A 26,504-nucleotide genomic window follows, 5' to 3' on the forward strand; every position below is an offset into this window, starting at 1 on the left:
CCTCGTCGCGTGCTGTTCTCGCGGTGTTCGCGGAGCCGGCCGCGTCCGAGGACGTGAGCCGCGGCGCGACGCCGCGAGCTCAGTGGTGTCGGCGCTTCACGAGGTGAAATCGGGCCATCTCGCCGTCGGTGGACACGTCGTGCTCGTCGACGACCGCCGCCACCAGGCCGCGGGCGAGGTCGAGGTCGTCGGCGAGCAGTTCGGCGCCCTCGTACGGCGTCGATCCCTCGACGCGCACCGCGTCCTCGCTCAGCGCGAAGGACAGGGACACCGCGGCGTCCTGCCCGCCGGTGATCATGGCGCACAGCTCGGAGACGGCGATGCGCAGGTCCTCGATCTCCTCGTAGTCGAAGCCGGCCCGGCTGCCGAGGTCGGCGGCGGCCAGGCGGGCCAGGCGGAGGAACTCTGGTCGGGCCGGGAACTCCACCCGCACGTGCGCGTCGACGGCCACCCCGTGAGGCTATTGGCCCGTGGCGGGGTTAGCGTCGTCGGAGCCACGGGTAACACCGCGCTCGTCAACGGCCGCGGCGGGACAGACGAGGCGGCGCCCAGGGTGGAGGACGACTACGACGAGGTCTGCCTGCTCGTGCCGCCGCGGACCAGTCACCTTCGGGCGGCGCGGCTGGTCGCGGCCGAGGCCGGCGGCCAAGCGGGCTTCGATCGCAACGAGCTCGACGACCTGCGGGTCGCCGTCGGCGAGCTCTGCTACACCCTCATGGATGCGACCGACCAGCGGCTCCTGCTCCGGCTCGTCGTCCGGGGCGGACGCGTGATCGTCCGGGGCTCGGCCCCGAAGCGACGCGGCGCCGCCGCCCCGCGGCTGGCCGGCGTCTCGGCGTTGATCGTCGACGCCGTCACCGACCACCACGCCCTCGCGGTCGACGGCGAGCGGATGTCGTTCGTGCTCGTCAAGTCCGCCGCATCGGCGGTCTCCGCGTGAACACCCGGGCGCCGGTCGCCGACGCCGCCGCGCTCAGCGCGGCGAGGTTCTGCGCCTACCGGCGCAGCCGGTCGCGCGCGCTCCGCAACGCGCTCATCGAGGAGCATCGCGGCTTCGCCGAGTACCTCGCGCGGCGCTTCGCCGACCGCGGCGAGCCGTTGGACGATCTGCGCCAGGTCGCGCTCGTGGGCCTGCTGAAGGCGGTCGAGCGGTTCGAGCCCGAGCGCGGCCTCAACTTCACGACCTTCGCCGGGCCCACGATCATCGGGGAGCTGAAGCGTCACTTCCGCGACCGCACCTGGTCGGTGCGGGTGCCTCGACGGCTGCAGGAGCTGTCGCTGCGGGTGGAGCGCGCCCGCAGCGAGCTGGGCCAGCAGTTCGGCCGGGCGCCGACCCCGTCCGAGATTGCCCGGCACGTCGGCGCCGCCGAGGAGCAGGTCCTCGAGGGGATGGAGGCCGCGAGCCTCTACCGCGCCGGGTCCCTGGACGCCGCGCCGTCGGATTACGACGAGAACGCGGGCGCGGGGTGGGTCGGCGCCGACGACGAGGAACTCGCCCACGTCGAGGACCGGGCCCTGGTGCGCACGATGATCGCGGCGCTGCCGGTGCGAGAGCGGCGGATCGTGTTCCTGCGCTTCTTCGAGGGACTCACCCAGGCGGAGATCGCCGACCGGGTCGGCGTGAGCCAGATGCACGTGTCCCGGCTCCTGCACCGCAGCCTCGCGACGCTCGGTGCGCGCATGCGTGACCGCGAAGTCTTGGAGGGCCCGTGACCGGGAGCCCGTCCGACCGCGACGGCGCCGCGAGCCCCGCCACCTTCGTGGCCGGCCCGGGCGAGCAACCCGGCAGCTGGGTCCTCCGGGTCAGCGGCGAGGTCGACGTGGCGACCTCTCCGGAGCTGCGCCGCGAGCTCCATCAGCTCGTCGACCGGGGCGGCCCGATCGTGGTCGACCTGCGCGACGTGACCTTCGTCGATTCGTCCGGGCTCGGGGTGCTCGTTGGCACCCTCCGGCGGCTCCGAGAGCGGGACCGGGACGGGCAGCTCGTGCTCCAGGGCCTCCAGGACCCGGTCCGGAAGGTGTTCGACGTCACGGGGCTGACCGAGCTCTTCACCATCCGCTGAGATTCGAGGTTTCCGGGCCGGCTCCCCGGGGGCATACCCGCTCCACGGTCCGCGCCCGTCCTTCCTAGATTCCCGCCGGCCGCTCCCCACCCCGACCGGCGGAACCCCCGAGCCCGGCCCCAAGGGCCGGGCTCGGGCGCGCCGGTCCCGGCCTCGACGGGCGCCCAGACCCCGGCACCGGCCGGGCGACCCTGAGGCGGCGGGGGCGGCCCGGCCCGGACGGGCCCGCGACGGGCGGGCAACGACCGCTGGTCGCCGTCCCGAGCCGGGGTCGGTTCGCCCGGCGCGAGTCAGGACTCGGGGTCCGGATCGCCGCCCGGCGCCGGCGCGGCCGGGTCGGCCAGCACGTCGAGGCTGCGGGCGAGCAGGCGGGACACGTGCATCTGGCTCAGGCCGACCCGGTCGGCGATCTCGGCCTGGGTCAGGCCCTCGAAGAAGCGCAGGTAGACGATGCGCTGCTCGCGGTCGGGGAGCCGCTCGAGGAGCTCGGCCAGCTCCACGCGGCGCTCGACCGCCCCCAGCTCGGGGTCGTCGGTGCCCACGCGGGCGGCCACGGCGACCTCGAGCCCGTCATCGTCGACACGGGTCACGTCGAGTGACGACGGCCGGTACATCGTGGCCGCCTCCATGCTCTCGAGGATCTCCTCTTCGGTCACCCCCGCCCGCTCGGCGATCTCGGCCGCGGTCGGCGTGCGTCCGAGCTGCTGGCTCAGGGTGCCGACCAGACGCCCGACCTCGAGGTGCAGCTCCTGGAGCCGCCGGGGCACGTGGACGGTCCAGCCGCGGTCGCGGAAGTGCCGTTTGAGCTCGCCGACGATCGTCGGAGTTGCGAACGACGTGAACCGCACCCCGCGGTCCGGCTCGAAGCGCTCGACCGCCTTCAGCAGGCCGACGAGGGCCACCTGCCGGAGGTCGTCGAACGGCTCGCCGCGGTACGCGAAGCGTCGGGCGCAGAACTCGGCCAGGCGGACGTGGGACTCGACGAGCTCGTTGCGGAGCTTGACGTCGCCGGTTCGGGCGTACGCCGCGAACCGATCGTCCTCGGAGGGCTGGCGGTCCGGCTCCTCGGGGCGAGCGTCGCCCGTCACCGCCGCGTCCCGGCCCGGCACTTCACGACCATGCCCTCGACGGCGTCGTCGGACGGGCCCAGCGTGTAGAAGTCCACCGCCCGCGCCAGCACGGCGGCGGCGAGGCTCGACAGCTCGTCGATGGCGGCGCCGTCCCGACGACGGGCGACGACCCGGGCCAGCACCATCGACGGGTGCGCCGCCAGGGTCACGAGGAGGGCGAAGTCGGTGGCGCCCACGACCAGCTGGCACAGCTCGTCGACGGCGAGGCAGAGGTCCTCGCGGTCGTCGGCCTCGAGGCCGGCCCGGTCGGCGGCGTGCCCGGCCACGGCTCGCACGGCCTCGAGGTGCGCCGCGTACGGCGGCACCACGAGGTGCAGGACCTCGACCGGCTCCGGCATGGCCTCAGCCACGGGCGGGTCGGCCCGCTGACCTGGGCCGGGGCGCCGGTCGGGCCCGACGCCCGCCGGTCGGGACGGTCGGGCCGGGCCGCGCCGCCACGAGGCGCTTCGGAGGCATCCCTCTCTCGTTCCCCCGCCGGCGGCTCCTAAATCCCCGGCCCGGGCCGAGCCGGGTTTGCACCCCTGCCGCCCCGGGTACACGAAACGGACGTTTCCCACTCCGACGCGGGCGGACCTCGACCGTTGCCGTTGGGGCCGCCACGGGCAGAAAGGACGGACCGCGGGGATGCAAGCGGCGCTGATCGACGACCTGCAGCTGATACCCGAGGCGGACGGCGACGACTTCGCCCTCGGCTGGGCGGCCAAAGCGGAGTGCCGCGGCAGCACCCACTTGTTCTTCGCGCCCGACCGTGAGCGGCCCGGGCGACGCAGCCGACGCGAGCGAGCGGCCCGTGCGCTCTGCGCCACGTGCCCCGTGCTCGAGCCCTGTCGGGCCTGGGCGCGCGAGAACCGCGAGTTCGGGTTCTGGGGCGGCGAGACCGAGGAGGAACGCGCCTCGGCCGGATACCGGCCGGCGCTGGCGAGCGGCTTCACCGCTCGGCTCCAGGCTTCCTGACCACCTCGAGACCGAGCCGGGCCCACTCGGGTCCCGCGCGACTGCTACGTCCGTGACCACGCGCGCCACAGCCGAGGGACCGACGGCGAGCCTCGCGCGCGAGAATGACGCGTGCGCTTCGTCGTCTTCGGAGCGGGGGCGATCGGCGGGCTGGTCGGAGCGCGGTTGCACGAGGGCGGTCATTCGGTGGCGCTCGTGGCGCGCGGCCCCCACCTCGAGTCGATCCGCCAGCACGGGCTTCGTGTCGACGCGCCCGACGGGACCACCGTCGAGCGCGTGCCGGCGACCGACGACGTCGAGACGCTGGACCTGAACGACGACGACGTCGTGCTCCTCACGACGAAGAGTCAGCACACAGCGGCGGCGCTGGACGCGCTCGCGGTCGCACCGTCGACGACGCCGATCGCGTGCGTCCAGAACGGCGTCGACAACGAGCGGCGGGCGCTGCGACGCTTCGCCAACGTGTACGCGGTGTGCGTGATGTGTCCGGCGACGCACCTGGACGCGGGCGTCGTGCAAGCGCACCGGAACCGGCCGCACGGCATCCTCGACATCGGTCGCTACCCCGCCGGCGTCGACGACACCGCCGGCGCCGTCGCGGCCGCACTGGGCGCCGCCGGCTTCCTGTCCGAGCCGCGACCCGACATCCAGCGATGGAAGTACACGAAGCTGCTGCTGAACCTCGGGAACGCGCTCGCGGCGATCGCCGGCCCGGGCAGCCGCGTCGGCGCCGTCGCCGCCCGCGCCCGAGAGGAAGGCGTCGCCTGCCTCGAGGCCGCCGGCATCGCGTACGCCTCCGAGGCCGAGGACGCCGCCCGCCGGGCCGACCTCGGGCCGCGCCCGCCCGACGGCCGGCACCGGGGTGGGTCGTCGTGGCAGAGCCTCAGCCGGAAGACGGGCAACGTCGAGGCCGACTACCTGAACGGCGAGATCGTGCTGCTGGGTCGCCTCCACGGCGTGCCGACGCCCGTCAACGAGGCCCTGCAGCGGCTCGCCAACGAGCTCGCGCGCGCCGGCGCCGCTCCCGGCGCCGTCAGCGAGGACGACCTGGCCCGGCTCGTCGGGTGACCGCGTCGGCCGCGACGCGCCCGGCCCTCGCCGTGCGCGGCGTCTCGAAGCGGTTTCGACGCCTCTCCGTGCTCGACGCGGTCGACCTGGAGCTCCGCGGCGGTGAGGCGGTCGCGCTGGTCGGCGAGAACGGATCGGGCAAGACGACCCTGCTGCGCATCTGCGCCGGCCTCATCCGCCCCGACGCCGGCACGGTGGCCGCCCGCGGCCGGCTGGGCTACTGCCCGCAGGACGCCACCTTCCTCGAGTCGCTGCGGGTCGACGAGCACCTGATGCTGTTCGGGCGCGGCCACGGCCTCGACCGCGGGGAAGCACGACGACGGGGGTGGGCGCAGCTTCGAGACCTCGAGTTCTCGGGGAGCCCCCGCCAGCCCGTCCGCGAGCTGTCGGGCGGGGCGCGCCAGAAGCTGAACCTCACGCTGGCGCTGCTCGGCGACCCCGCCCTGCTCCTGCTCGACGAGCCGTACCAGGGCTTCGACCGCGGGAGCTACGTCAGCTTCTGGGACCAGATCGAGCGCTGGCGCCACGCCGGCCGCGGCGTGCTCGTCGTGACCCACCTCCTCGCCGAGCTGGACCGGGTGGACCGGATCGTCGGGCTGACGCCGCCGGCGCGACGGGGATGACCTCGCTGCGCCGGACCGCGACGGCGGTCGAGATGTTCGGGCGGGACCTGAGCCGGCGCGCCCTGGCGCTGGGTCTGCTCGTGGCCTTGCCGGTGGTGTTCTTCGTGGTGAGCAAGACCTCGGGGGGCGGCCACGCCTTCACCGCGGGCGGACTCGGGCTGAGCTGGGCCATCGCCGGCGCCAGCCTCTTCACCGCGCTCGGCGCCCGCGCCGTCGACCAGCGCCTCGTGCTCGACGGCTACCGGCCCGCCGAGCTGCTCGGCGCCCGGGTGGTCCTGCTCGACGTGACCGGCTTGGCGCTCAGCGCCCTGTTCGGCGCCCTGCTCGCCGGCGTCTCCGGCACCCCCCACCTCCTCGCGCTGGCCGCCGCGCTCGTGCTCGTGACCCTCGTCTCGGTGCCGCTCGGCCTGGTGCTGGCCGCGCTCGTCCCGTACGAGCTCGAGGCCACCCTCCTGCTCATCGGGCTCATCGGCATCGAGATGATCCTGCCGTCCGAGGGCGGCGCGGTGGCGGCGCTGCCGCTCGGCGGCGCCCAGGCGCTGCTCGACCGGGCGGCGGCGAAGGCCCACGTCGCCTCCGTCGCGGCCGCGGCCGGCCGCTCGGTGGCCTGGACGGTCGGGCTCACCGCCGTCGCCATGCTGATCTGGGCCTGGCGCACGCGCGTGGCCCGCCCCGCCGGCGTCGACACGCCGGCGAGTCAATCCGTTTCCGACCCCGCCCCGTAACCCTGGCGTGGGACGTCGGCGGCCGGGGTCGGGACCTCGGCGCCGCGCGCCGTCCTCGGCTCGGGCGACGGGGCCGCGACTCGAACCGTCGGGTGCCCCGCGCCGAAGTGTGGCCCGGCTCGCCGCAGTGGCTCCCCCGGCGCGGCGGGCCGGGCCCACCACCTGACCGACCGGCGCGCGCATCCCCGCCCGTGCGCACGCCCGGTCGGTCGGGGTCGCCCCCCGCCGGGTCGGCAGACGGGGACTGGCGATCGAGCGGGCACGGCGTCGGCGCGTGCGCGGCGCGGCGCCCGGGCCGTCGACCGCCGGCGCTGCACGGGTGCGGGCCTATCCTCGGGCGCGGCCGGCGAGCGTGTCGGCCGTCCCGCCCCCCGGAGGAGCCGATGGCCGCGCCCGATCCCCACCGCAGCGACGGCGGCGACGACGGCCTCGAGCCGGAGTCCCCGGAGCAGGCGGGCGTCGAGGGGGCCCCGGTCCCGATCGAGAAGGTGGAGCCGGAGCGGCTGGCCGAGAACGAGGTGCGGGCCCGTCTCGAAGCCGACGGCTTCACGGACGACCAGATCCTGCGCTGGCTCGAGGCCTACTTCGCCGAGCACGCCGAGGGCGAGCCCGACGACGTCGTCGCCTGGATCCGCGAGCAGGAGACCCGAGCGGGTGGATCGCGCGGATCGGGAGCCACCGGTCGGGACCGTTGACGTGGAGCGAATCCTGGTCGGCTACGACGACACGCCGGCGGCGCGCGGCGCGCTCGACTGGGCGACCGCCTACGCGGTGCGCAACGACGGCGAGCTGCTCGTCGCCTACGTCCTCTCGTCGGCGTTCGAGTGGGAGCTGGCCGCCATCCAGATCAACCCCGACCCGATGCGTCACGAGTTCGAGCGCCGCCTCCGAGACGAGTGGACGCAGGTCCCCCGCTCCGCCGGCGTGCCCTACCAGACCCGCCTCCTCACCGGGCGGGCCGCGGAAGCCCTGCTCCGCAGCGCCGAGCGCGAGCGAGCGACGCTCATCGCGGTGGGCATGACCGGTCGGGGCACGCTCGCCGAGCTCATGCTGGGCAGCACCACCCACCACCTGCTCCAGCACGCGGCGCGACCGATCGTCGCGGTGCCCGCGACCTGGCGGTCGAGCTCGCCGTCCGACCGACCCGACTGACGATGGTCGCCGAGGCCGCCATCGCCGCCGACGGGCTCGTGAAGCGGTTCGGCACGGGGCCGGCGGCGGTCGAGGCGCTGCGCGGAATCTCGTTCGAGGTCGGCACCGGCACGGTGCTCGGCCTGCTCGGGCCCAACGGCGCCGGCAAGACGACGGCGGTCCGGATCCTCACCACCCTCATGCGCCCGGACGCCGGCTCCGCCACGGTCCTCGGCATCGACGTCGCCGCCGAGCCGGCGTTGATCCGGGCGATGATCGGCCTGGCCGGCCAGTACGCAGCCGTGGACGACAACCTCACCGCTCGCGAGAACCTGCGCCTCGTCGGGCGGCTCACCCACATCCCGGCCGGCGAGATCGCCGGGCGCGGGGACGAGCTGCTCGAGCGCTTCCAGCTCGCCGACGCCGCCGACCGCCTGGTCCGGACCTTCTCCGGCGGCATGCACCGCCGCCTCGACCTGGCCGCGGCGCTCGTCCACCGCCCACCGGTCCTGTTCCTCGACGAGCCCACGACCGGGCTGGACCCGTACGGGCGCACCGAGCTGTGGCGGGTCATCGAGGAGCTCGTCGGGTCGGGGACGACGCTGCTGCTCACGACCCAGTACCTCGAGGAGGCCGACCGGCTGGCGGACCGCATCGTCGTCATCGACCACGGCCTGATCATCGCCGAGGGCACCTCGGCCGAGCTGAAGGGCCAGCTCGGATCGACGGTCATCGAGGTCGCGTTCAAGGACCAGGAGAGCGCGACGGTCGCGGCGACGCGGCTGGCCGCGCTGGGCTCGGTCGACGTCGAGGGCCACGAGCTGCGGATGCACGTCGCCGACGGGGCCAGCGCGATGCTCGCCACCGTCCGGACCCTGGACGCCGAGCACCTGGAGCCGATGACGATGGCGCTCCGGGAGCCCACGCTCGACGACGTGTTCCTGTCGCTGACCGGACACGCCGCCGAGGCGCCGAGCGACGGTGACTCGGGCGACGGCCCGGCCGACGCCGCGCGCCGGCGGGGCGGTCGGTGAGCGCGCCGACCACCACGGCCCCGCTCTCCAGGTCGGCGCTCGGGCGCGCCCACCCGGCCAGCGACGCGGTCACCATCGCCTGGCGGAACACGCTCGCCCTGCGCCGAAACCCGCAGCTGCTCGTGTTCGCGACGGTGCAGCCCGTGATCTTCGTCCTGATGTTCCGGTACGTCTTCGGCGGCGCGATCCGCGTGCCGGGGGTCCCCTACGTCGATTACCTGATGCCCGGCATCTTCGTGCAGACGGTCACGTTCGGCGCGCTCCAGACCGGGGTGGGTCTCGCCGAGGACCTGCAGAAGGGCCTCGTCGACCGCTTCCGGTCCCTGCCTATGGCGCGGTCGGCCGTGCTCGTGGGACGCACCTTGGCCGACCTGCTCCGCAACGTGTTCGTGGTCGTGCTCATGGTCGTCGTCGGGTTCATCGTGGGCTGGACCGTCCACACGAACGTGGTCGCGGTCACCGCGGGCCTCGGGCTCGTCCTGGCGTTCGCGTACTCGCTGTCGTGGGTCTTCGCCATCGTGGGCCTCTCGGTGCCCGACAGCGAGACGGCGCAGGCGGCGTCGTTTCCGGTGCTGGCGCCACTCGTGTTCGCGTCGTCGGCGTTCGTCCCGGTCAGCAGCATGCCGGGATGGCTGCAGGCGTTCGCGCGCAACCAGCCCGTCTCGGTCGTCGTCAATGCGGTGCGGGCGCTCACGCTCGGCGGTCCCACGGCCTCAGCGGTCCTCAAGGCGGTGGTGTGGATCGTGGCCCTCACGGCCGTGTGCGCGCCGATCGCCGTGGCCCGCTACCGCCGCGCGGTCTGATCGTCGCGGCGGCGCCGGCCCGGGCGGCACCGGGCCGCGGCCCGGGCTACGAGTCGGCGCCGAGCAGCTCGGTGAGGCCGGCGACCTCGATGACGCGGGCGACGACCGGCGAGGCCGAGTCCACGACGAGGCGGCTGCCGTTGGCGCTGGCCCGCTGCCAGGCCTGGAGGATCACGCTGATGCCCGTCGAGTCGATGAACGTGACCGCCGACAGGTCGAGGCCGATGGCGGCGGGATCCTCCTTCGTTGCCTCGAGGAGCTCCGTGCGCAGGTGCGGTGCGGCCAGGAGGTCGAGCTCCCCGCGCACGGCCACGCGGAGACGGTCGCCGTCCCTCGTCAGGTCCACGCCGAGCGGCTCCGCGTTCCCCATCTCGCCGCAGCGTACAGACCCCCGTCGGGCTCAGTCCCGCTCGCTCCAAGGGGTCGGGGCGGCGCCGCCGATCTGGGCCACGAACTCGCCGAGGTACCACCGTCGGAGGTCGACGGACTCGGGTGGCGTGGCCACGGTCAGGAGGTCGCCGCGTCGACAGAAGTCGTCCGCCTCCTCGAGCAGCGCCGCGAGCCGTCGACTGGCGGCGGCGGCCGCGGGCGGGACCCACGCCACCAGGTCGATCGCTCGCTCCCCGCGCGCCTGCGCGGCCTCGATCTGCTCGCGCCACTCCCGGCCGGTCGCCGCGAACTGCTCCGTGAGGTCGCCGACCAGGCGGAGCAGGCGCGCGGTGACGTGGGTCCGGTCCTCGGGCTGCGCCAAGCCGATCAGGCGGAACTCGCGCTCGAGCGAATCCTGGTGCTGACGGGCGCGCCGGAGCACGTCGAGCGGGAGCCCGAGGATGTGCACCGCGACGAGCTCGTCGCCATCACCGTCGCCGGTCGGGCCCGGCGGGTTCACACCCGCGCCTCGGGTCCTCCGCGACGCCGCCGCGGCTCGTCGCGTCGGGCACGAGGATTCGGGGCCTGGCGACGAGGTCGCGCCGACGCCGCCGTCGCGCGGCCGTCCGACCGGGCGCTCGGCACCCCGAGGGCGAACCAGACCCGCTTGGTGCCGGCGTCGACGTCGACGCCCCAGCGGTCCGCCAGCGCCTCGACGAGGTGCAGCCCGCGGCCCGTCGCGGCGTCGCGGTCGTAGCGGCGGAGCGCCGGTCGCACCCGCGACCCGTCGTGGACGCTGACCTCCACCGAGTCCGGGGTGGTCTCGACCACCACCTCGAGGGGGGTGCGGGCGTGCAGCACGGCGTTCGTGACCAGCTCCGAGACCAGCAGCGCCACGAGATCGACGTCGGCCGGAACGCCGGCCAGCGCCGAGGCCACGAACCGTCGGGCCCGACCCGGGCTGGTGGGCTCGGCGGGGAGATCAAGCCTGGAGATCACACCATGACTGCCTTCGGCGCTCGACGCGGACAGTAACCGATGGTCCCCCTCGAGACCGCGACGCCGCGCGCCGCGCCACCCGCACGCGAGCGATCGCGCGCCGCCGTCGACGCCGTCGTCGTCCCGATCCGTGGCGCCGCACCCGACGCTGCCCGCGGCGCGGTGGGTCCGCGGGACGCACGCCGCACCGAGACCGGAGGAGGAAGGCTGGCGACGCCCGTCCGTCGGAGGCGCGCGCGCCCGGCGCCGACGGTCGGCGTCGCCGGCGGGGCCGGGTCGAGCGGGGTGGCGGGGGCGGCGACCGCCATCGCCGGACCCTGCGGTCGGGGCACCGCCTCCTCTTACCCATCCCTTCGGCCGTCGATGCGGCCAGCATCCGACTCGTGCTCCGTCCGGAGCCGCTCGCAGAGCGCCGCCAGCCCGTCGGACCGACGGACCGGGTAGGCGGGCTCGGCGGCGTCGAGGCCGCGGAGGTGGTCCGGGAGGGCGGCGAGCGCCGCCGCGCACCGGGCGCGGGCCGCACGGAGCCCGTCGGGGGGGCGGGCCCGTCGCCCGCCCCGCAGCACCGGCTCGAGCAGCGGGCGCCCCTCGATGCCGGGCTCGTCGGCGAGTGCGAGCACGTCGTGCGAGTACCGGCCGTCCTCGCTCGAGCGGTAGACCTGCTTGCGGCCCGGCAGGGTGAGCTTGTCCGGCGCCAGCTTGACCTTGGGCCCCGTGGGGTCCTCGACGAGCTTGTAGACCACGCCGATCGACGGGGCGTCGCCGCTCGTGCCCAGCTGGGTGCCGACGCCGAAGGCGTCGATCGGCGCCTCACGGTGGACGAGGTCGGCGATCCGGTACTCGTCGAGGTCGCCGGAGGCGAAGATCCCGACCCCGTCCAGCCCCGCGTCGTCGAGGATGCGTCGCACCGCCGGCGCGAGCTCGGCGAGGTCGCCCGAATCGAGCCGCACCGCGCGCGGCACGACGCCCTCCTCGCGGAGGCGCGGCGCCAGGGCGGCGACGATTCGGGCGCCGGCCTGCGTGTCGTAGGTGTCGAGGAGCAGCACGGCGCGCCTCGGGTACGCGCGCGCGAACGAGAGCAGGGCGTCCTCCTCGCGCTCGAAGCGCATGACGTACGAGTGCGCCATGGTGCCGCTGAGCTCGAGGTCGAACTCGCGTCCGGCGAGGACCAGCGACGTGCCCGCGGCACCCCCGATGGTGGCGGCCCGGGCCGCCTTCATGGCCGCGTCGGTGCCGTGGTCTCGCCGGGGCGAGAAGTCCACGAACGGCCGGCCGGCGCAGGCGGTGCTGAGTCGGGCCGCCTTCGTCGCGATCAGGGTCTGGTACCCGACGCAGTTCAGGAGGAAGGTCTCGACGACCTGGGCCTCGACGAGCGGCGCCGACACGCGCAGCAGCGGCTCGTACGGGAAGGCCAGCTCGCCCTCCGGGATGGCCCACACGTCGCCGCTGAACCGCAGCTGAGCGAGCGCGCCGAGGAACGACTCGTCGAAGAGCCCGAGCGAGCGCAGGTAGACGACGGCGGCCTCGTCGAACCGCAGGTCCTCGAGGTAGTCGAGGGCCGGCTCGAGCCCGGCCGCGACGACGTAGTTCCGCCGCGGCGGCAGGTTGTGCACGTAGAGGTCGAACGTCACCCGGTCGGTGAGCCCGAGCTGGTGGTAGCTGGCCGCCATCGTGAGCTCGTAGAGGTCGACGAACAGCGCCGCCGCGCCCGGCTCGAGGCCGGCACCCGCGCGTCGGCTCACGCCCGCTCGGCGCCGGCCTGCTCCAGGCGCTCGAGCGCCCGGGCGCCGTCGCCGGGCTCGAGGTCGACGGCACGGACGCCCTCGTGGAGCACGACGACCGCGAAGCCGGCGCGCCGGGCGTCCAGACCGCTCTCGAGGACGCAGTAGTCGGTGGCGAGCCCGGCGAGCACGACCCGCTCGATCCCGCGCTCGCGCAGCAGCGCCTCGAGCCCGGTCGAACCCGTCTCGCCCGACGCCAGGTGGAACACCGAGAACGCCGAGTAGCCGTCCTCCTGCCCGGTGGCCTTGAAGATCTGGGGGGCGTCGTCCAGGACCACGAGGTCGGGGTGGAAGGCGGCGCCCCAGGTGTCCCGGACGCAGTGCACCGGCCACTTGCCGCCGAAGGCCTGGAAGTGCGGGGTCTCCGGCGGGTGCCAGTCCCGCGTGTACACGACGAGGGCGCCGGCCGCCCGGGCCCGGCTGAGCTCCCGGTTGATCGGCCCGATCACGGCCTCGGCGTCGCGAACCGACAGGCTCCCCTGCGGGCTGGCGAAGTCGTTCTGGAGGTCGACGACGACCAGCGCGGTGTGGTCGTCGTAGGCGACCTCGCCCATCACCACACCTCCGCAGCGGCGGCCATCCGGGGACCGGTCCGGATCGTCGCGCGCCGCCGGCGGGTGGCGCTCGACACCCCCGGCCGACCGCCGGCCCTCCCCCCGCCCGCCGCCCGGAATGCCGGCGGGTGGTTGACAGTTCAACCAAGTGCTAGTAACGTGCTCAACTGTTCAGTCCTCAACCACCGGAGCGCCATCATGACCAGCACCGTTGCAACCGAAATCCCGGGCTACGTCGCCGGGTCCTGGACCATCGACCCCGTCCACTCCGAGGTGTCCTTCAGCGTCCGCCACCTCATGGTGAGCAAGGTCCGGGGGCACTTCCGCCGCTTCGAGGGCGAGATCGTCACCGCCGAGGACCCCCTGGCGTCTTCGGTGACGGCCACCGTCGACATGGCGTCCATCGACACCGGCAACGCCGACCGGGACCAGCACCTGCGTTCGGTCGACTTCTTCGAGACCGACCGGCACCCCACCCTCACCTACCGCTCGACCAGCGTTCGCGCCGACGGCGACCGGTTCCTGGTCGAGGGCGACCTGACCATGCACGGCGTGACCCGAAGCGTCCCCCTGACGCTGGAGCTGAACGGCTTCCAGCCCGACACGCCCTTCGGCGACAGCCGGGCCGGGTTCTCGGCCTCGGCCGAGATCGACCGGCGCGACTTCGGCATCACGTTCAACGCACCGCTCCCAGGCGGAGGCCTCGGGCTCGGCGAGCGGGTGCAGATCACCCTCGAGGTCGAGGCCATCCTGCAGACGCCCGCCGCCTGACCCCCGACCCGGCTGGCGGTGTCCCCCGCCGCCAGCCGGCGTCGCCGCCGCCGACGCGAGCCTCGCCGCGCGAGTCTCTCGAACCATGACGACGGACGAACCGGTGATCCGCCTCGAGCGTTGGGATGGCCCCTGGCCCGCCGACGACCCCGACGCCAACTTCAAGGCTGACGTCGCGCTCTACTCGCTCCTGGACCCCCTCCAGACCATCGGCAACCTCGGCGCCGCGCTCGGTGTCCCCGTCGGTGCCATCTGCCGGTACGTGCTGGCCAAGTGGGCGACCGGCGGCAGCGGCGGGCTCCTCGAGATCGGGCCGACGATGACACGGCGGCTGGCGGCCGTGTGCGACGACGCCGAGGCGACCGGCACCGACGAGGCCCGGCTCGCCGCGTACGCCCAGCTGTGCGAGATGCTCGCGTGGTTGCGGATGCCGCTCGACCGTCCCGACGCCTACGGGTGAGCGCCACCACCCATGGCGGTTGACGGACCGACCGTGACCGCCCTAGACATTCCGCGTCGCGGTGTTCGGGAAGCCGGTGCGAGTCCGGCGTGGTCCTCGCCACTGTGACCGGGGAGCGACCCCCAGGCGTGCCACTGGCCCAAGCGGGCTGGGAAGGCGGGGGGAGCGACGAACCGGGAGCCAGGAGACCGGCCGCGACGGTTTGACAGCTCGCCCCCACGAAGGATGGGTCGCCATGTCGTCGCCTCGTCGTCCCCGGCGCGTGTCGCGCCGTTTCCTCGCGGCGCCGCGTGCCGCCGTCGCGCTCGTCGTCGTCGTGTCGGCCGCCCTCGCGGGCGCGCTGGCGACGCCGGCGTCGACGGCGGTGCTCACCAACCCGACCGGATGCGTCCACGGCTACCGGCGGGGTCTCGACTACTTCCCCGACAAGGCCACGGTCGGCGACGCGCAGAACTTCACCGTGACCTACCACGGCAGCTACAAGGTCCTGACCGTGAAGGTCCCGTTCCCGGGGGGCAGCCCCCAGACCTACGTGCTCGTCCAGTGCGGCACACCGGCGCCGAGGCTCACGGGTGCGCTGGCGGGCGCCGAAGTGGTGTCCGTGCCGGTCCGCTCGCTGTTCGCGGAGTCGACGACCGAGCTGATCCCGCTGGTCGAGATCGGCGAGACGAAGGCCCTGCACGGCGTCGGCAGCGAGCAGTACGTGTACGCCAAGGCGGTGCGGCAGCGGTTCAAGGACCCCGGGTTCGTCGAGTTCGCCCGGTCCGGGGCCGTCGACGTCGAGCGGGTGCTTGGCGCCAAGCCCGACGTCCTCCTCACGGCGGGCACCGACTCACCCGCGTACGCCAAGTTGCGGGAGGCGGGCCTCCCCGTCGTCGCGGTCGCGGAGTACCTCGAGCCCAGCCCGTTGGGGCAGGCGGAATGGGCGAAGCTGATCGCGACGCTGTTCAACCAGGAGCGTCGGAGCCAGAGCGTCTACAGCGCGGTCGCGAGCGCGTACCGTCGGCTGGCCGCGCTCAGCGCGAGCGCGCCGCCGTCGCGTCGCCCGCTCGTAATGACCGGGTTCGAGGACTCCGGCACCTTCTACGAGAAGGGCGGCCAGAGCCTCACGGCCCGGCTCATCGCCGACGCGGGCGCGACGTCGGTGTGGGCCGACAACCCCGAGCGCGGCCCGATCATGATCGACCTCGAGGCCGAGCTCGGCCGCGCCGCGCGCGCGGACGTCTGGATCGACGGCAGCCAGTTCTGGGGTTCGCTCGCCGACGCCCAGAAGGACGATCCGCGCTACCAGGGCTTCCGGCCGTTCCAGACCCACCAGGTCTGGGTCCCGAACCGGGTGAAGAACGCCAACGGCGGCCTCGACTTCTTCGAGCGGGGCGACGCCCGGCCCGACCTCGTGCTGGCCGACCTCATCAAGGTGTTCCACCCTGACCGGCTGCGCGATCATCACCTCGTCTTCTACGTGCGACTGCCCCAGCGCTGATGCTCACCGAGGAGCGCGTCGCCGCCGCCGCCACGGCGGCCCCGTCCGACCAACCGGTGGGGCGGGACCGGCGGACCCGAAGCCGGGCCGCGGTCGTGTTCCCGCTGCTCGGCGTGGCGCTGGTCGTCGTCTTCGTGCTCGGGATCGCGGTGGGCTCGGTCGCCATCCCGGTCCTCGACGTCGTCCGGGTCCTGACCGGTCACGAGCCGCACGGCGTCTACCACGTCATCGTGCAGGACATCCGGCTGCCGCGCTCGATCACCGGCGTCCTGGTGGGGGCGGCGCTCGGTGTGGCCGGGCTCCAGATGCAGACCCTGTTCCGCAACCCGCTGGCGGACCCGTTCGTGCTCGGGGTGAGCGCGGGCGCCAGCCTCGGGGTGGCGATCGTCGTCCTCGCCGGCGCGTCGAGCGAGGCCACGTTCCTGACCGGGCTCGGCGGGCTCGGCCAGGTCGGGATCGCGGGGGCCGGAACCGCCGGCGCCGCGCTGGTCATGGCCTTGGTGCTCGTCGCCGCCCGTCGGGTCCGCTCGACGGTCACGATCCTCGTGGTCGGGCTCATGGTCAGCTACCTGGTGGCGTCGCTCGTGACCGTGCTCATCGCCTCGGCCGACGGGCCCCGGATCCAGCAGTTCCTGGCCTGGGAGGCGGGGAGCTTCCGGTCGGTCACGTGGCAGCAGCTCCACGTGCTCGTGCCCGTGCTCCTGGTCGGGCTCGCCGTCGCGTCGGTCGGCGTCAAGCAGCTGAACGCCCTGCTGCTGGGCGAGCGCTACGCGGCAACGATGGGCGTCAACGTCCGCCGGACCCGCGTCGCGACCATCGGCACCTCGGCGCTGCTCGCCGGCGTGGCCACCGCCTTCTGCGGCCCGATCGGCTTCCTCGGCATCGCGATCCCCCACCTGGCCCGGGCCGCGCTCGGCACCAGCGACCACCGGCTGCTCCTGCCCGCCTCGATGCTGCTCGGCGGGACGATCGCGCTGGCGGCCGACATCACGGCCCAGCTCCCGGGCGCCGACTTCGTCCTCCCGCTCAACGCCGTCACCGCCCTCCTCGGCGCGCCGATCGTCATCTGGGTGGTGCTGAGCAGCCGCAGCGCGGGCGCGCTCGGCGCGTGACCGCCGCGCTCGAGGCCAGCGGCCTGCGGGTCGGGTACCGGCGGGGCCGGCACGCCCCGACCGTGGTGCTCGACGACGTGTCCCTCACCCTCGCCGCGGGCGAGTTCGCGTGCCTGGTCGGGCCGAACGGCACCGGCAAGTCGACGTTGCTGCGCACGTGCTCCGGGCTCCAGCCTCCGCTCGGCGGCCAGGTCCTGCTCAGCGGGCGGGAGCTCCGGGCGATGCGCCGCCTCGAGGTCGCCCGGCGCGTCGCCGCCGTGCTCACCGACCACCACGACACCGGACGGCTGCGCGCCCGGGACCTCGTCGGGCTCGGCCGCTACCCCCACACCGGGTGGTTCGGGCGCCTCGACGCCGACGACGAGCGGCTCCTCGCCGCCGCGCTGGACACGGTGTCGGCGGGTCACCTCATCGACCGAGTCGTCGTCGAGCTGAGCGACGGCGAGCGTCAGCGCGTCATGATCGCACGAGCGCTCGCCCAGCAGCCGTCCGTCCTGTTCCTCGACGAGCCGGCGGCGTTCCTCGACGTCACCGCCCGGGTCGAGCTGGTCGCCCTGCTCCGTCGCTTGACCCGCGAGCGGGGGCTGGCCGTCGTGCTGGCGACCCACGACCTCGAGCTGGCGCTGCGCAGCGCCGACACGATCTGGGTGCTGGACGCCGAGCGCCGGATCGAGACCGGTCTCCCCGAGGACATTGCCGCCCGCGGCGTGCTGGGTCGGGCCTTCCCGACCGGCAGCTGGGCCTTCGACCCGCGGCAGTGGCGGTTCGTCTTCTGCGGCGAGGTCCGCGGGGTCGCCACCGTCGCCGGCGACTCGCTCCACGCCGCCCTCGCCCGCCGGATCCTCGAGCGCGAGGGCTTCATGGTCGACCCGCCGGAGGTCGACGGGGCCGTCCACCTCGCGATCGAGGTGCTCGAGCGGCCCCGCTCGGCGCCGACCGTCATCGCCCGGCACGCCGGCGGCGTCGAGACACACCAGGCCCTCCAGCCGCTCGCCGCCCTCGCCCGGCGCGTGGCCGCCGGCCGCCCACCGGGGGGGACCCGATGACCCCGTCCCCGGAGCCCGGCCGGCCCGTCGCCCTGTCGTGGAGCGGAGGCAAGGACGCGGCCATGTCCCTCCGCCGGCTCGAGGCCGAGGGCCGTCGCGTGGCCGCCCTGCTCAGCACGTTCGGGGCCGACGGCCGATCCAGCGGGCACGGCGTCCGCCCCGAGCTCCTCCACGCCCAGGCCGAGGCCCTCGACATCCCCCTGGCGACCGTCACCTTCCCCGACCCGTGCCCGAACGAGGTCTACGAGGCCTCGATCGCGGCGGCCCTCGAGCAGCCACCCCTCGCCGGCCTCGACGAGATGGCGTTCGGGGACCTCTTCCTCGAGGACCACCGCGACTTCCGATCGGGCCAGATGGCGCGGTCGAGCTGGACCGCGTCGTTCCCGATCTGGCGGCCCGACACCGCCGCGCTCGCCCGCGAGGTCCTCGCCGCCGGGATCCGGGCCGTCGTCGTGGCCGTCAACCTCGAGCTCCTCGACGAATCCTTCCTCGGGCGCCGCTACGACGAGCAGCTGCTGGCCGACCTGCCCGACGGCGCCGACCCGTGCGCCGAGACGGGCGAGTTCCACACCTTCGTCACCGACAACCCCCGCTTCTCGCACCCGGTCCCGGTCGAGGTCGGGACCGTGACGCGGCGCGGGGCCGTCGCGTTCGCGGACCTGGTGCCGGGCTAGGCCCCGGTCGAGATCGGAGACGCCCGTGCGGATCGTGTCGCTGCTGCCCTCGGCCACAGAGATCGTCTACGCCCTCGGGCTCGGCGACGACCTAGTCGGCGTGACGTTCGAGTGCGACTACCCCGCCGAGGCCCGGACCAAGCCGGTGGTCTCGGACACCTCCCTGCCGCCGGGACTCTCCCCCGCCGAGATCGATCGCGTCGTGAGCGAGCGGGCCGACGCCCACGCCGCCATCTACACGCTCGACGAGGGCGCGCTGCGGGCGCTCGACCCCGAGGTGGTCGTGACCCAGGACCTCTGCGCCGTCTGCGCCATCGACGTCGCCGACGTCACCGAGGCCCTCGACCACCTCGGCTGCCGCGCGCGCGTCGTCACCCTCGACCCGAAGCGACTCGAGGACGTCCTCGGCTCGATCGAGACCGTCGGCGCGTGTACGGGCCGGGGGGCCGACGCCTCGTCCCTCGTGGCGGCCCTGCGAGGGCGGCTGGCGCGGGTGGCGAGCGCGGTCGAGTCGCGACCCCGGCCCCGGACGTTCGTCCTCGAGTGGACCGACCCGCCGTACAACGCCGGGCACTGGATCCCGGACATGGTGGTCGCCGGCGGCGGCGAGCCGGTGGGGGCCCGACCCGGCGAGTACTCGGTGCCGCTCGACTGGCCCGCGATCGTCGCCGCCGAGCCGGACGTGGTCGTCATCGCGCCGTGCGGCTACGGCCTCGACGAGACCCGGGGACTGGCGGCCGCCGACCGTCGGCTTCGGGACGAGCTGGCGCGGACGCCCGCCGCCGCGGGACGGGTGTGGGCGGTCGACGCCTCCTCCTACTTCGTGCGGCCGGGCCCCCGGCTCGTCGACGGCGTCGAGATCCTGGCCGGCATCCTCCATCCCGACGCGTGGCCGCCGCCCGCGGCGGACCGCGCCGCGATCGTCCCGGTCGTCGACGGCTGACCGGCCGAGGACGCCGACGCCCTCGGCGCGGCAGGGTCAAGAATCCGTAAAGCCGCGCTCGCGTCGGGTCGATCGCGCGGCATGCTTGGGGGAGCGCCGAACCCGGCTCAGCCGGCGGCGCGCCACCGAGGCGACGCCACACGGAGGGAGGACTCCGATGAACGGAACGCTGATCGGGGTCCCGTGGGGCCGGCTTCGGGCCGGGGTCACGGTGCGCCACGCTGACGGGCGTCTGCACCGCGCCGCCATCGTCGAGCACGCCGACGACAGCGTCCGCGTCCTCTTCGACGACGGCCACGTCGAGCGGCACGGCCCCGGCGAGCGAGCCGAGGTGCTCACCCGGGCCCCGCAGCCCGCGGACCGCCCGGCTGGCGACGCCGGCTAGCCCCTGACCCACGGCGACGCCCGTCGACCCGACGCCGGGCGGAGCCGCCTCGCACGACGTGGCCGAGGTCGCCGACACGCCGCTCGTGAGCGAACCGACCGGGCCCGGTGTGACCGCGCCGGCGGCAGGCGCGAGCGCCTCGCCGTCCCCGGGCGGGTCGCGGTGTCCGCCCCGCTCCGGTTTCGGCCTACAGCCGCCGTCCCCGGGTGCCGATAGCGGACGAAAGGCCCGGCGATGGGCCGGGGCGAGGCTTCGCGTCCTGCCGGCGGCCGCCGCCGCCGGCCCGGCTCGGGTGCGGGCCCACGACACCGACGAGCGAGAGGACGGGAATGCGGCGATTCTGGATCATGGTGGCGGCAGTGCTTGCGTGCGGCGGGCTCGCCGCGCAGACGAGCGTGGCCTACGCGGACGCCGGCAGCAGCCGCTCCGCCTCGGCCTCCTGCAGCGATCTCGTGAAGCGGTACCAGAAGGTCAACAGCGCCCAGGCCCACACCAATCTCAACAACCCGAAGAGCCTGAGCGCCTTGTTCCGACAGGGCGCCAAGGCGCTGAACCAGCTGGCCAGCACGGGACCGAGTCAGCTGCGGTCGGCGTTCCGGCACCTGGCGCAGGGGTTCGCCCAGCTCGCGAAGGTCGACTTCTCGAACCCGAGCTCGTACACCCAGCTGTCCGGCTTCGGCGCTCAGTACGGCGAGGACCTCAAGAAGATCGCGGCCTACTTCAGCCAGAAGTGCAACTTCACCATCCCGACCTCCTAGCGCTGCACTCCTCCCCTGCCTGACCGCAGCGCGAACCGGCGGCGGCACCCAAGACGGGTGCCGCCGCCGTGTTCGTCTCCGGTGCGGAGCCGCCGCGTCGCCGGCGTGCCGCGGAATCAGAGCGGCGGGACGCCCGGCTGCAGCGGGCCCGCGTCGATGCGCCCGTGCTCACAGACCGCACCCCCCGGCCACGGTGCCACCACGAACTGCACCTCGTTCGGCGGTGTCACCTCGACCTGCTGCGGTGTCGGCTCGCAGGGGCCGCTCTGGGGCTCGTCGGCCGCGGCGATCGCGCCCCAGTGCAGCACCGACGACATCTGGCCCCCGGCGGCCAGGTTCACCGTGGCCACCGGACGCGACGTGTCGCGGACGACGTTGGTCGGCAGGGCCTGGCCGGCGGATCCGAGGAGCTGCAGGCCGACGTAGCCGATCGTCTGGCACGCCGGGCCCGCGTTCGTGAGGATCAGGCGGACGTATCGCTGCCCCGCCCCGGCGCCCACCGCGCCGAAGGAGACGTGCAGCTGGGCGGTGTGACAGCGCGCGGCCCCGGCGGGGGTCGAGGTCGTCGCGGTCGTCGACGTCGAAGCCGTCGACGCCGTCGTTCTCGGCCTCGACCGGGCCGACGATCCCCCGCTGCACGCGGTCAGCGCCACGACCCCCACCAGCACGGCCACGCGGAGCCGGACGCGGGCGGGCGCAGCGTCCGCACCCCGGTCGTCCCGCCCGGGTCGACGGATCAGGCTCGAGCGCGTGGAGCTCACCGTGCGGGCAGCATCGCACAGCCCCGGTCCCGGTCGGCGCGACCGGTCCGCCGCGATCGTCGGTGGGCGAGCCGTCGACCGTCGCCGCCACAAACCGGGGCGCCGCCCGGCCCGGCGGGCGAGACTGGGCCGGTGGGTGACCTCGACGTCGACACCGCGATCGAGCCGGTCGACTCGACCCGGTTCCGGGCCTCGGTCCGTCGCGACTGGGAGATCTGGGGGCCGATGGGCGGGTACGTCGCCGCCCTCGCGCTCCGGGCCGCCGGCGCGCTGACCCCCTTCGCCCGGCCGGCGAGCTTCGCCTGCCAGTACCTGCGGGTCGCCGCGTTCGAGCCCGTCGAGCTCGAGGTCACCCTCGAGCGGACCGCGCGCACAGCGTGCGCGCAGCGCGTCGCCGTCACGCAGGCTGGTCGACCGATCCTCAGCGCGCAGGTCTGGAGCGTCGCGACCGGTCCCGGGCTCGAGCACCACCAGACCCGCGCGCCGACCGTGCCCGACCCCGAGGACCTGCTCCCGATGGAGGCGCTGGCGCCGAACACGCCGCGGCCTTACCCCTTCTGGGACAACGTGGAGTCGCGCCCGGTCGACTTCGAGCCGGTGTGGCCGCCGGCGGCGGCCCTGGCGCCGATCTGGCAGAGCTGGGCCCGGCTCCGGCCCACCGCGACGTTCGACGACCCGTGGCTCGACGCCGCCCGCTGCGTGATCCTGCTCGACGTGCAGAGCTGGCCCGCCGCGCACCGTCATCACGCCTGGCGCGACCCGCCGTTCATCGCGCCGAGCCTCGACCTCTACGTCGCCTTCCACGAGCCGGCGCGCGAGGAGCCGTGGCTCCTCGCCGACGGACACGCGCCGATCGCTGCGGACGGCCTCATCGGGTGGACGGGACGGCTGTGGTCTCGGGCGGGGCGTCTCGTCGCGTCGGGCGGCGGCCAGCTGCTGTGCCGTTCGACCGGCCCGCCCTAGCTGGTCTCCGCCGGGTCGCCGGGATCGACTCAGTCCAAGGTGGCCCGAGCCTCGGCGAGGTTGTCGGCCGCGAACACGAGGCGCGTGCTGGTGGCGAGGTAGGCGAGGGTGACGTTGACGCCGGCGTCGCCGAGCCGCCGGCTGACGTCGCCGAGGACGCCGGGGCGGTCCTCGACGGGGACGACCGCGACCTCCTGCTCGGAGGCGATGTGGATCCCGGCCGCGGTCAGGGCGGTGAACGCGTCGGTGGCCTCCTCGACCAGGACGTGGACCTCGCCCTGCCCGCCGCCGCTCGTCACGGCGCAGAAACCCTCGATGTTGACGCCGGCCCCCCCGAGGATCTCGCCGATCCTCGCCAGCTGACCCGGCTGGTCCTCCAGGTAGACCGTGAGGTCGGTCGCCATCACGCGCCTCCGTCCTGCGTCGCCGCTCGGCCCGAGCCACCGCCTCGCGACCGAGCGATGGCAGGTGCGAGCGCCGCGGGCGCCGGGCCCTCACCGCGATCCACGGTGCTTGGTATAGATCGGCGACGACGGTTCGGCAATCGGTGCGGGCGGCGGCCGGGGGCCCCGGCGCGAGCCTGCTCCTCGGGTGGTCCCCGACCGGCGGCTCCGCGCCGCCGGCTACCCGCTCGTGTCGCCGCTGCCGTCGTGCGGGCCGTGCCCGTTCCCGTTGGAGCTCGGCGTGGTGATCGCCACCGCGATCGGCGTCGACGGGGTGGTCCCCTGGCCGGTGGCGATCAGCGTCACCTCCTGACGGGTCGTGACGCCGGCGGCGGGACAGTCGAACGGCACCGGATACGTCCCGGTCGGTGGCTGCGCGTCGGCGAGGGTGCCGCCGGCGGCCTCGAGCGAGACGCTCGCGGCGTCCCGGGTCGACCAGACGAGGACGACCCGCACCTGCTGCTGGTCACGAGCGCAGACCGCGCTGGTCGGCGAGGCGTAGAAATCGATCACCGTCGGCGCCGAGGCCGCGACGGTGGTGGTGTTCGGCGAGGAGGGCACCGTCGTGGTCGCGACGCTGCTGGTCGTCGAGCGCGCCGACCGCGGCGACGCGGTCCCGGGACCGGCGGTGAGCAGCCCGACCGTCGCACCAACGCCCAGGCCGACACCGAGGGCGCCGACGCCAATCCGCTCTATCCGCCTTCGAGCCACCATGATTCGACCGTGCCGCCCGCTCGCGCCACGACGGCGCGCGCACGGCTGCACGCCCGATCACCCTAACCACGACCGAGGCCGGGACCGAAGCGAGAGCCACCGACCCGGCGCCACGCCGATGGCGCCGGGGGCTCGGGGGACCAGGACGACCGGGCGTCGCGCCGGCGATCAGCCTCCGCCCATTGCGGCGGCGGCGCGTCTCGCCAGCTCGTCCGGCGCAACGTCTTCGATGTGGGTGGCGACGCTCCACCGATGACCGAACGGGTCCTCGAACTGGCCCGACCGGTCGCCGTAGAACTGGTCGGCCATCGGACGGATGCTCGTCGCGCCGGCCGCCAACGCGCGGTCGTAGGTGGCGTCGGCGTCCTCCACGTACACGTTGAGGCTCACGCTGGTTCCACCCACCGATCTGGGTCCGAGGATGTTCATGTCCGGGTACTCGTCCGAGAGCATGATCACCGAGTCGCCGATCGTCAGCTCGGCGTGGCCGACGCGTCCGCTCGGGTCGTCGATCCGGAGCCGTTCGTTGGCCCCGAGCACCTGTTGGTAGAACTCGATGGCCTTCGCGGCGCCGTTGATGTACAGGGCCGGGGTGACCCGGGGGTAGTCGGAGGGAATCGGCGGCACCGAGGGGCTCATCGGCTGCTCCTGCTGGTTTGGGGACCTGGACGCGTCCCGGGGGCGAACGTGTGTTCGACAGAACCTAGCGTCGGGATCCGCGGCGCCGCAACCCTGGCGTCGACGCCGGGCCGGGCTGATCCTTCGGGGCTCGGAGACGCCACCGCCAGCCGACGCCCTGGTTGGGGTTCACCAGATGTGACAGGAGCGAGAAGCCGCGGGAGGTCTGCATCAGCAGCCGAGCGATCCAGAAGCGGAGGCGCTGCCGGGGACGGATCCGCCCGTGGTCACGCCAGTGCGTCGTGAAGTCACCGCTGAAGCCTCGGGTCTCGGTGGACGTGTAGTAGTAGGTGGCGATGGACCGTCGGCACCGGCCCGGCCCGACTGGCTCCGGGAAGCCGTGGACCGACACGTCATTGGTCTCGAACATCACGATCCGGCCCCAGGCCGGCTCGATCTGGCGCCGACCACGCTCCGGGTGGTGCGCGTGGGTGAGGGTCAGGACGCCGCCGTCGCCGGGCGCCCAATCCGGGTTCAGGTAGACGAGCACGTTGAGGCGCCGGTAGAGGCCGAGCCGGCCGTAGACGTGAAAGTCGGTGTGAGGCGCCAGGATCCCACCCGCCGCCGACAGGTGGAGACCGCCGCCCTCGAGGTACGGGTCGGGAATGAGCTTCGCGATCCCGGTGATCTGCTCGAGGAGGCCGAGGAACGGTGGCGCGTTGAGCTCGTCGATCAGCTCGCCCCACGGCGAGGGGATCGCCGCCCGGTCCTGGCACGTGCGCTTGCCGTGCTGGTAGGTGTCACCCAGATCGTTCCAATGGGGCCAGGTCAAGTCGGGGAACGACCCGAGCTCCCGTCGATCGATGTCCAGGCAGCCGTCGAGCACGGCGTGGCGAAAGGGCGTCGCCGTCGCGAACTCGTGGGTCAGGGCGCCGACTCGGTCCCGGATCGTGTCGATCCTGAGCCCGTGCGGTCGCACCGTCTCGAGGTTCGGACCCGGGGCGATCACGCGCAAGCCCACCCGGTTGGCGCCTCCACCGGCATCTTCTCGACGTCCTGCATCCGCGGCTTGAGCAGAACCGCAGCCGACGAGCTCGCAGCGGGTCAACGTCCCGCCCGGAGGCCGGCTCCCGCCGGATGGTTCGGCCTCGGATCGGTCGCCGAGCCGCGACGGGTCGGCGCGGACCCGGACGCGCGCCGGCGTCGTCGAGACTCGCGGCCGGCTACCCGCGGCCCGGATCCTGCTGGAGGGTCGTGACACCCGTGACGCTGGCATCGGCTCGCAGCTGACCGAGCGCAGCGTTGTCGCCCTTGAGGTAGCGGTCCCAGAAGTCGACGGTGGCTCGTTGGAGCGCCACGGCCGCGGGATCGCTGCCGCCGAGGAACGGCGAGATGTGGCCGCCACCCAGGAAGGTGACGAGAAACTTCGGGGACTTGGCGCGGGCGAAGCCCTCGATGTCGAGCTGATAGGGGACGATCGGATCGGCGTTGCCGTGGAGGGTGAGCAGGGGCACCTTCAAGCCGCCGAAGTAGCGATCGGCACGATCGACGATGCCCGCGAACCCCGACATGGGGACCGCGGCCTTGATGCGCCGGTCGCTGCAACAGGCGCTGAACACGAGGCCGTACGTCGTGATGCCGCCGAGGGAATGGCCGGACGCCCCGACACGCGTCTGGTCGACGGTGCCCCCCACCAGGTGCTCGGTCTTGTCGAGCTTCAGGACCTGGCTGATGACGAAGCTCGCGTCGGCGGGTTGGTTCTTCACGTCGGAGACACCACCGCCGAAGGTCACGCCGCCCGGCGCATTCGTGTTCGAGAGGGGGTAGTCGGGAGCCGCGACGACGTACCCGGCGGAGGCCCACTGCTTGAGGACGCCTTCGTAGAACACGCCCCGCGCCAGCACGCCGTGACTGAACAGAACCAGCGGGTAGGGCCCGTGCGAGGTGTCGACCGGTGCGTTGGCCACTGGCTTGTCGCCCGGCGTCCCGCGAGCCGGGTAGTAGATGGCCGTGAGCAGGGTGCGACTGGAAGAGCCGGGGAAGGTCCCGTTCGGAGCGGTCGCACGGCTCGGGTCGACGAAGGTCGCACTGATCATCCCGACCGCGTAGGCGCCGATCGGGACGACGCGCGGCCGGCGG

35 protein-coding genes and 1 riboswitch are annotated in these 26,504 nt (G+C 74.3%); of the genes, 21 read left to right on the forward strand and 14 right to left on the reverse strand.

Translation table 11 applies throughout. The annotated features are described in order from the left end of the window. Positions 1 to 79: 79 nt before the first annotated feature. Complete coding sequence (locus tag VG869_10125) at positions 80 to 451, reverse strand: hypothetical protein (protein ID HEV3451551.1); 372 nt, start codon at positions 449 to 451, stop codon at positions 80 to 82. Positions 452 to 553: 102 nt separating this feature from the next. Between VG869_10125 and VG869_10130 the strand changes: the two genes are divergently transcribed. Genes VG869_10130 through VG869_10140 form a run of 3 tightly spaced genes read left to right on the forward strand, consistent with a single transcriptional unit; the run spans position 554 to position 2,063 of the window. Continuing rightward, positions 554 to 940 carry a hypothetical protein gene (locus VG869_10130; protein ID HEV3451552.1) on the forward strand — a complete coding sequence of 129 codons (387 nt, stop codon included), beginning with the start codon at positions 554 to 556 and terminating at the stop codon, positions 938 to 940. Continuing rightward, positions 937 to 1,713, forward strand: a complete 777-nt coding sequence (locus VG869_10135) for a SigB/SigF/SigG family RNA polymerase sigma factor (protein ID HEV3451553.1) — start codon at positions 937 to 939, stop codon at positions 1,711 to 1,713. The genes VG869_10130 and VG869_10135 overlap by 4 nt, the downstream gene beginning before the upstream one ends. Continuing rightward, positions 1,710 to 2,063, forward strand: a complete 354-nt coding sequence (locus VG869_10140; protein ID HEV3451554.1) for an STAS domain-containing protein — start codon at positions 1,710 to 1,712, stop codon at positions 2,061 to 2,063. The genes VG869_10135 and VG869_10140 overlap by 4 nt, the downstream gene beginning before the upstream one ends. Positions 2,064 to 2,353: 290 nt before the next feature. On the opposite strand, the gene VG869_10145 is transcribed toward VG869_10140, so the two are convergent. Together VG869_10145 and VG869_10150 are read right to left on the reverse strand one after the other, a co-directional pair. After that, positions 2,354 to 3,172: a SigB/SigF/SigG family RNA polymerase sigma factor gene (locus VG869_10145; protein ID HEV3451555.1), complete on the reverse strand. Its 819-nt coding sequence runs from the start codon at positions 3,170 to 3,172 to the stop codon at positions 2,354 to 2,356. Beyond that, positions 3,148 to 3,531, reverse strand: coding sequence for a hypothetical protein (locus VG869_10150; protein HEV3451556.1), 384 nt, complete (start codon positions 3,529 to 3,531; stop codon positions 3,148 to 3,150). The genes VG869_10145 and VG869_10150 overlap by 25 nt, the downstream gene beginning before the upstream one ends. Positions 3,532 to 3,817: 286 nt before the next feature. Between VG869_10150 and VG869_10155 the strand changes: the two genes are divergently transcribed. The 8 genes from VG869_10155 to VG869_10190 all read left to right on the forward strand — a co-directional run bounded on the left by VG869_10155 (position 3,818) and on the right by VG869_10190 (position 9,531). Then, entirely contained in the window at positions 3,818 to 4,147 is a 330-nt protein-coding gene (locus VG869_10155) for a WhiB family transcriptional regulator (GenBank protein ID HEV3451557.1), read from the forward strand. A 111-nt stretch (positions 4,148 to 4,258) separates the two neighbouring features. Then, on the forward strand, positions 4,259 to 5,215 hold the full coding sequence (locus VG869_10160) for a 2-dehydropantoate 2-reductase (GenBank protein ID HEV3451558.1): 957 nt from the start codon (positions 4,259 to 4,261) through the stop codon (positions 5,213 to 5,215). Further along, positions 5,212 to 5,838, forward strand: a complete 627-nt coding sequence (locus VG869_10165; GenBank protein ID HEV3451559.1) for an ABC transporter ATP-binding protein — start codon at positions 5,212 to 5,214, stop codon at positions 5,836 to 5,838. The genes VG869_10160 and VG869_10165 overlap by 4 nt, the downstream gene beginning before the upstream one ends. Beyond that, the gene (locus tag VG869_10170) at positions 5,835 to 6,563 is read left to right on the forward strand and encodes a hypothetical protein (GenBank protein ID HEV3451560.1); all 729 of its coding nucleotides are present in this window, start codon (positions 5,835 to 5,837) and stop codon (positions 6,561 to 6,563) included. Before VG869_10165 ends, VG869_10170 begins: the two co-directional genes overlap by 4 nt. Positions 6,564 to 6,946: 383 nt before the next feature. After that, on the forward strand, positions 6,947 to 7,258 hold the full coding sequence (locus tag VG869_10175; GenBank protein ID HEV3451561.1) for a hypothetical protein: 312 nt from the start codon (positions 6,947 to 6,949) through the stop codon (positions 7,256 to 7,258). A 1-nt stretch (position 7,259) separates the two neighbouring features. Continuing rightward, the gene (locus tag VG869_10180) at positions 7,260 to 7,715 is read left to right on the forward strand and encodes a universal stress protein (GenBank protein ID HEV3451562.1); all 456 of its coding nucleotides are present in this window, start codon (positions 7,260 to 7,262) and stop codon (positions 7,713 to 7,715) included. Positions 7,716 to 7,717: 2 nt separating this feature from the next. Further along, positions 7,718 to 8,728, forward strand: a complete 1,011-nt coding sequence (locus VG869_10185) for an ATP-binding cassette domain-containing protein (protein ID HEV3451563.1) — start codon at positions 7,718 to 7,720, stop codon at positions 8,726 to 8,728. Continuing rightward, entirely contained in the window at positions 8,725 to 9,531 is an 807-nt protein-coding gene (locus VG869_10190) for an ABC transporter permease (protein HEV3451564.1), read from the forward strand. The genes VG869_10185 and VG869_10190 overlap by 4 nt, the downstream gene beginning before the upstream one ends. 46 nt (positions 9,532 to 9,577) lie before the next feature. On the opposite strand, the gene VG869_10195 is transcribed toward VG869_10190, so the two are convergent. The 5 genes from VG869_10195 to VG869_10215 all read right to left on the reverse strand — a co-directional run bounded on the left by VG869_10195 (position 9,578) and on the right by VG869_10215 (position 13,234). Then, on the reverse strand, positions 9,578 to 9,901 hold the full coding sequence (locus tag VG869_10195; GenBank protein HEV3451565.1) for an STAS domain-containing protein: 324 nt from the start codon (positions 9,899 to 9,901) through the stop codon (positions 9,578 to 9,580). Positions 9,902 to 9,931: 30 nt separating this feature from the next. Beyond that, on the reverse strand, positions 9,932 to 10,420 hold the full coding sequence (locus tag VG869_10200; protein ID HEV3451566.1) for a hypothetical protein: 489 nt from the start codon (positions 10,418 to 10,420) through the stop codon (positions 9,932 to 9,934). Further along, entirely contained in the window at positions 10,417 to 10,899 is a 483-nt protein-coding gene (locus VG869_10205; protein ID HEV3451567.1) for an ATP-binding protein, read from the reverse strand. Before VG869_10205 ends, VG869_10200 begins: the two co-directional genes overlap by 4 nt. Before the next feature lie 341 nt (positions 10,900 to 11,240). Beyond that, on the reverse strand, positions 11,241 to 12,641 hold the full coding sequence (locus VG869_10210) for a nicotinate phosphoribosyltransferase (protein HEV3451568.1): 1,401 nt from the start codon (positions 12,639 to 12,641) through the stop codon (positions 11,241 to 11,243). Then, entirely contained in the window at positions 12,638 to 13,234 is a 597-nt protein-coding gene (locus tag VG869_10215; GenBank protein ID HEV3451569.1) for an isochorismatase family protein, read from the reverse strand. The genes VG869_10210 and VG869_10215 overlap by 4 nt, the downstream gene beginning before the upstream one ends. 198 nt (positions 13,235 to 13,432) lie before the next feature. On the opposite strand from VG869_10215, the gene VG869_10220 reads away from it, so the two are divergent. The 9 genes from VG869_10220 to VG869_10260 all read left to right on the forward strand — a co-directional run bounded on the left by VG869_10220 (position 13,433) and on the right by VG869_10260 (position 20,866). Then, the gene (locus VG869_10220; protein ID HEV3451570.1) at positions 13,433 to 14,005 is read left to right on the forward strand and encodes a YceI family protein; all 573 of its coding nucleotides are present in this window, start codon (positions 13,433 to 13,435) and stop codon (positions 14,003 to 14,005) included. An 85-nt stretch (positions 14,006 to 14,090) separates the two neighbouring features. After that, complete coding sequence (locus tag VG869_10225) at positions 14,091 to 14,465, forward strand: DUF6027 family protein (GenBank protein HEV3451571.1); 375 nt, start codon at positions 14,091 to 14,093, stop codon at positions 14,463 to 14,465. Between the two features lie 42 nt (positions 14,466 to 14,507). Then, positions 14,508 to 14,677, forward strand: a riboswitch (cobalamin riboswitch). Positions 14,678 to 14,700: 23 nt separating this feature from the next. After that, positions 14,701 to 15,948 (forward strand): ABC transporter substrate-binding protein, encoded by a 1,248-nt coding sequence (locus VG869_10230; GenBank protein HEV3451572.1) that lies wholly within the window; start codon positions 14,701 to 14,703, stop codon positions 15,946 to 15,948. Then, the gene (locus tag VG869_10235; protein ID HEV3451573.1) at positions 15,948 to 17,060 is read left to right on the forward strand and encodes an iron ABC transporter permease; all 1,113 of its coding nucleotides are present in this window, start codon (positions 15,948 to 15,950) and stop codon (positions 17,058 to 17,060) included. The genes VG869_10230 and VG869_10235 overlap by 1 nt, the downstream gene beginning before the upstream one ends. Beyond that, positions 17,057 to 18,106, forward strand: a complete 1,050-nt coding sequence (locus VG869_10240) for an ABC transporter ATP-binding protein (protein ID HEV3451574.1) — start codon at positions 17,057 to 17,059, stop codon at positions 18,104 to 18,106. Before VG869_10235 ends, VG869_10240 begins: the two co-directional genes overlap by 4 nt. Continuing rightward, the gene (locus VG869_10245) at positions 18,103 to 18,780 is read left to right on the forward strand and encodes an ATP-binding protein (protein ID HEV3451575.1); all 678 of its coding nucleotides are present in this window, start codon (positions 18,103 to 18,105) and stop codon (positions 18,778 to 18,780) included. Before VG869_10240 ends, VG869_10245 begins: the two co-directional genes overlap by 4 nt. Positions 18,781 to 18,805: 25 nt before the next feature. Further along, positions 18,806 to 19,723: an ABC transporter substrate-binding protein gene (locus tag VG869_10250; protein ID HEV3451576.1), complete on the forward strand. Its 918-nt coding sequence runs from the start codon at positions 18,806 to 18,808 to the stop codon at positions 19,721 to 19,723. A gap of 157 nt (positions 19,724 to 19,880) precedes the next feature. Continuing rightward, complete coding sequence (locus VG869_10255) at positions 19,881 to 20,108, forward strand: hypothetical protein (GenBank protein ID HEV3451577.1); 228 nt, start codon at positions 19,881 to 19,883, stop codon at positions 20,106 to 20,108. A 329-nt stretch (positions 20,109 to 20,437) separates the two neighbouring features. Then, complete coding sequence (locus VG869_10260; protein ID HEV3451578.1) at positions 20,438 to 20,866, forward strand: hypothetical protein; 429 nt, start codon at positions 20,438 to 20,440, stop codon at positions 20,864 to 20,866. Between the two features lie 116 nt (positions 20,867 to 20,982). Here VG869_10260 and VG869_10265 read toward each other — a convergent pair whose 3' ends face one another. Next, positions 20,983 to 21,627, reverse strand: coding sequence for a DUF4232 domain-containing protein (locus VG869_10265; protein ID HEV3451579.1), 645 nt, complete (start codon positions 21,625 to 21,627; stop codon positions 20,983 to 20,985). A 132-nt stretch (positions 21,628 to 21,759) separates the two neighbouring features. On the opposite strand from VG869_10265, the gene VG869_10270 reads away from it, so the two are divergent. Continuing rightward, a complete protein-coding gene (locus tag VG869_10270; GenBank protein HEV3451580.1) occupies positions 21,760 to 22,590 on the forward strand; it encodes a thioesterase family protein in 831 nt (276 codons plus the stop codon). 29 nt (positions 22,591 to 22,619) lie between these two features. On the opposite strand, the gene VG869_10275 is transcribed toward VG869_10270, so the two are convergent. The 5 genes from VG869_10275 to VG869_10295 all read right to left on the reverse strand — a co-directional run bounded on the left by VG869_10275 (position 22,620) and on the right by VG869_10295 (position 26,461). Beyond that, complete coding sequence (locus tag VG869_10275) at positions 22,620 to 22,994, reverse strand: ACT domain-containing protein (GenBank protein HEV3451581.1); 375 nt, start codon at positions 22,992 to 22,994, stop codon at positions 22,620 to 22,622. Positions 22,995 to 23,213: 219 nt separating this feature from the next. Then, positions 23,214 to 23,747 carry a hypothetical protein gene (locus VG869_10280; protein HEV3451582.1) on the reverse strand — a complete coding sequence of 178 codons (534 nt, stop codon included), beginning with the start codon at positions 23,745 to 23,747 and terminating at the stop codon, positions 23,214 to 23,216. A 168-nt stretch (positions 23,748 to 23,915) separates the two neighbouring features. After that, on the reverse strand, positions 23,916 to 24,386 hold the full coding sequence (locus VG869_10285) for a VOC family protein (protein ID HEV3451583.1): 471 nt from the start codon (positions 24,384 to 24,386) through the stop codon (positions 23,916 to 23,918). 64 nt (positions 24,387 to 24,450) lie between these two features. Further along, on the reverse strand, positions 24,451 to 25,386 hold the full coding sequence (locus VG869_10290; protein HEV3451584.1) for a 2OG-Fe(II) oxygenase: 936 nt from the start codon (positions 25,384 to 25,386) through the stop codon (positions 24,451 to 24,453). Positions 25,387 to 25,588: 202 nt separating this feature from the next. Beyond that, the gene (locus VG869_10295; GenBank protein HEV3451585.1) at positions 25,589 to 26,461 is read right to left on the reverse strand and encodes a hypothetical protein; all 873 of its coding nucleotides are present in this window, start codon (positions 26,459 to 26,461) and stop codon (positions 25,589 to 25,591) included. Between the last annotated feature and the right edge of the window lie 43 nt (positions 26,462 to 26,504).

The sequence above is a fragment of the Acidimicrobiia bacterium genome (genome assembly GCA_035948415.1).
Classification (GTDB): Bacteria; Actinomycetota; Acidimicrobiia; order IMCC26256; family PALSA-555; genus PALSA-555.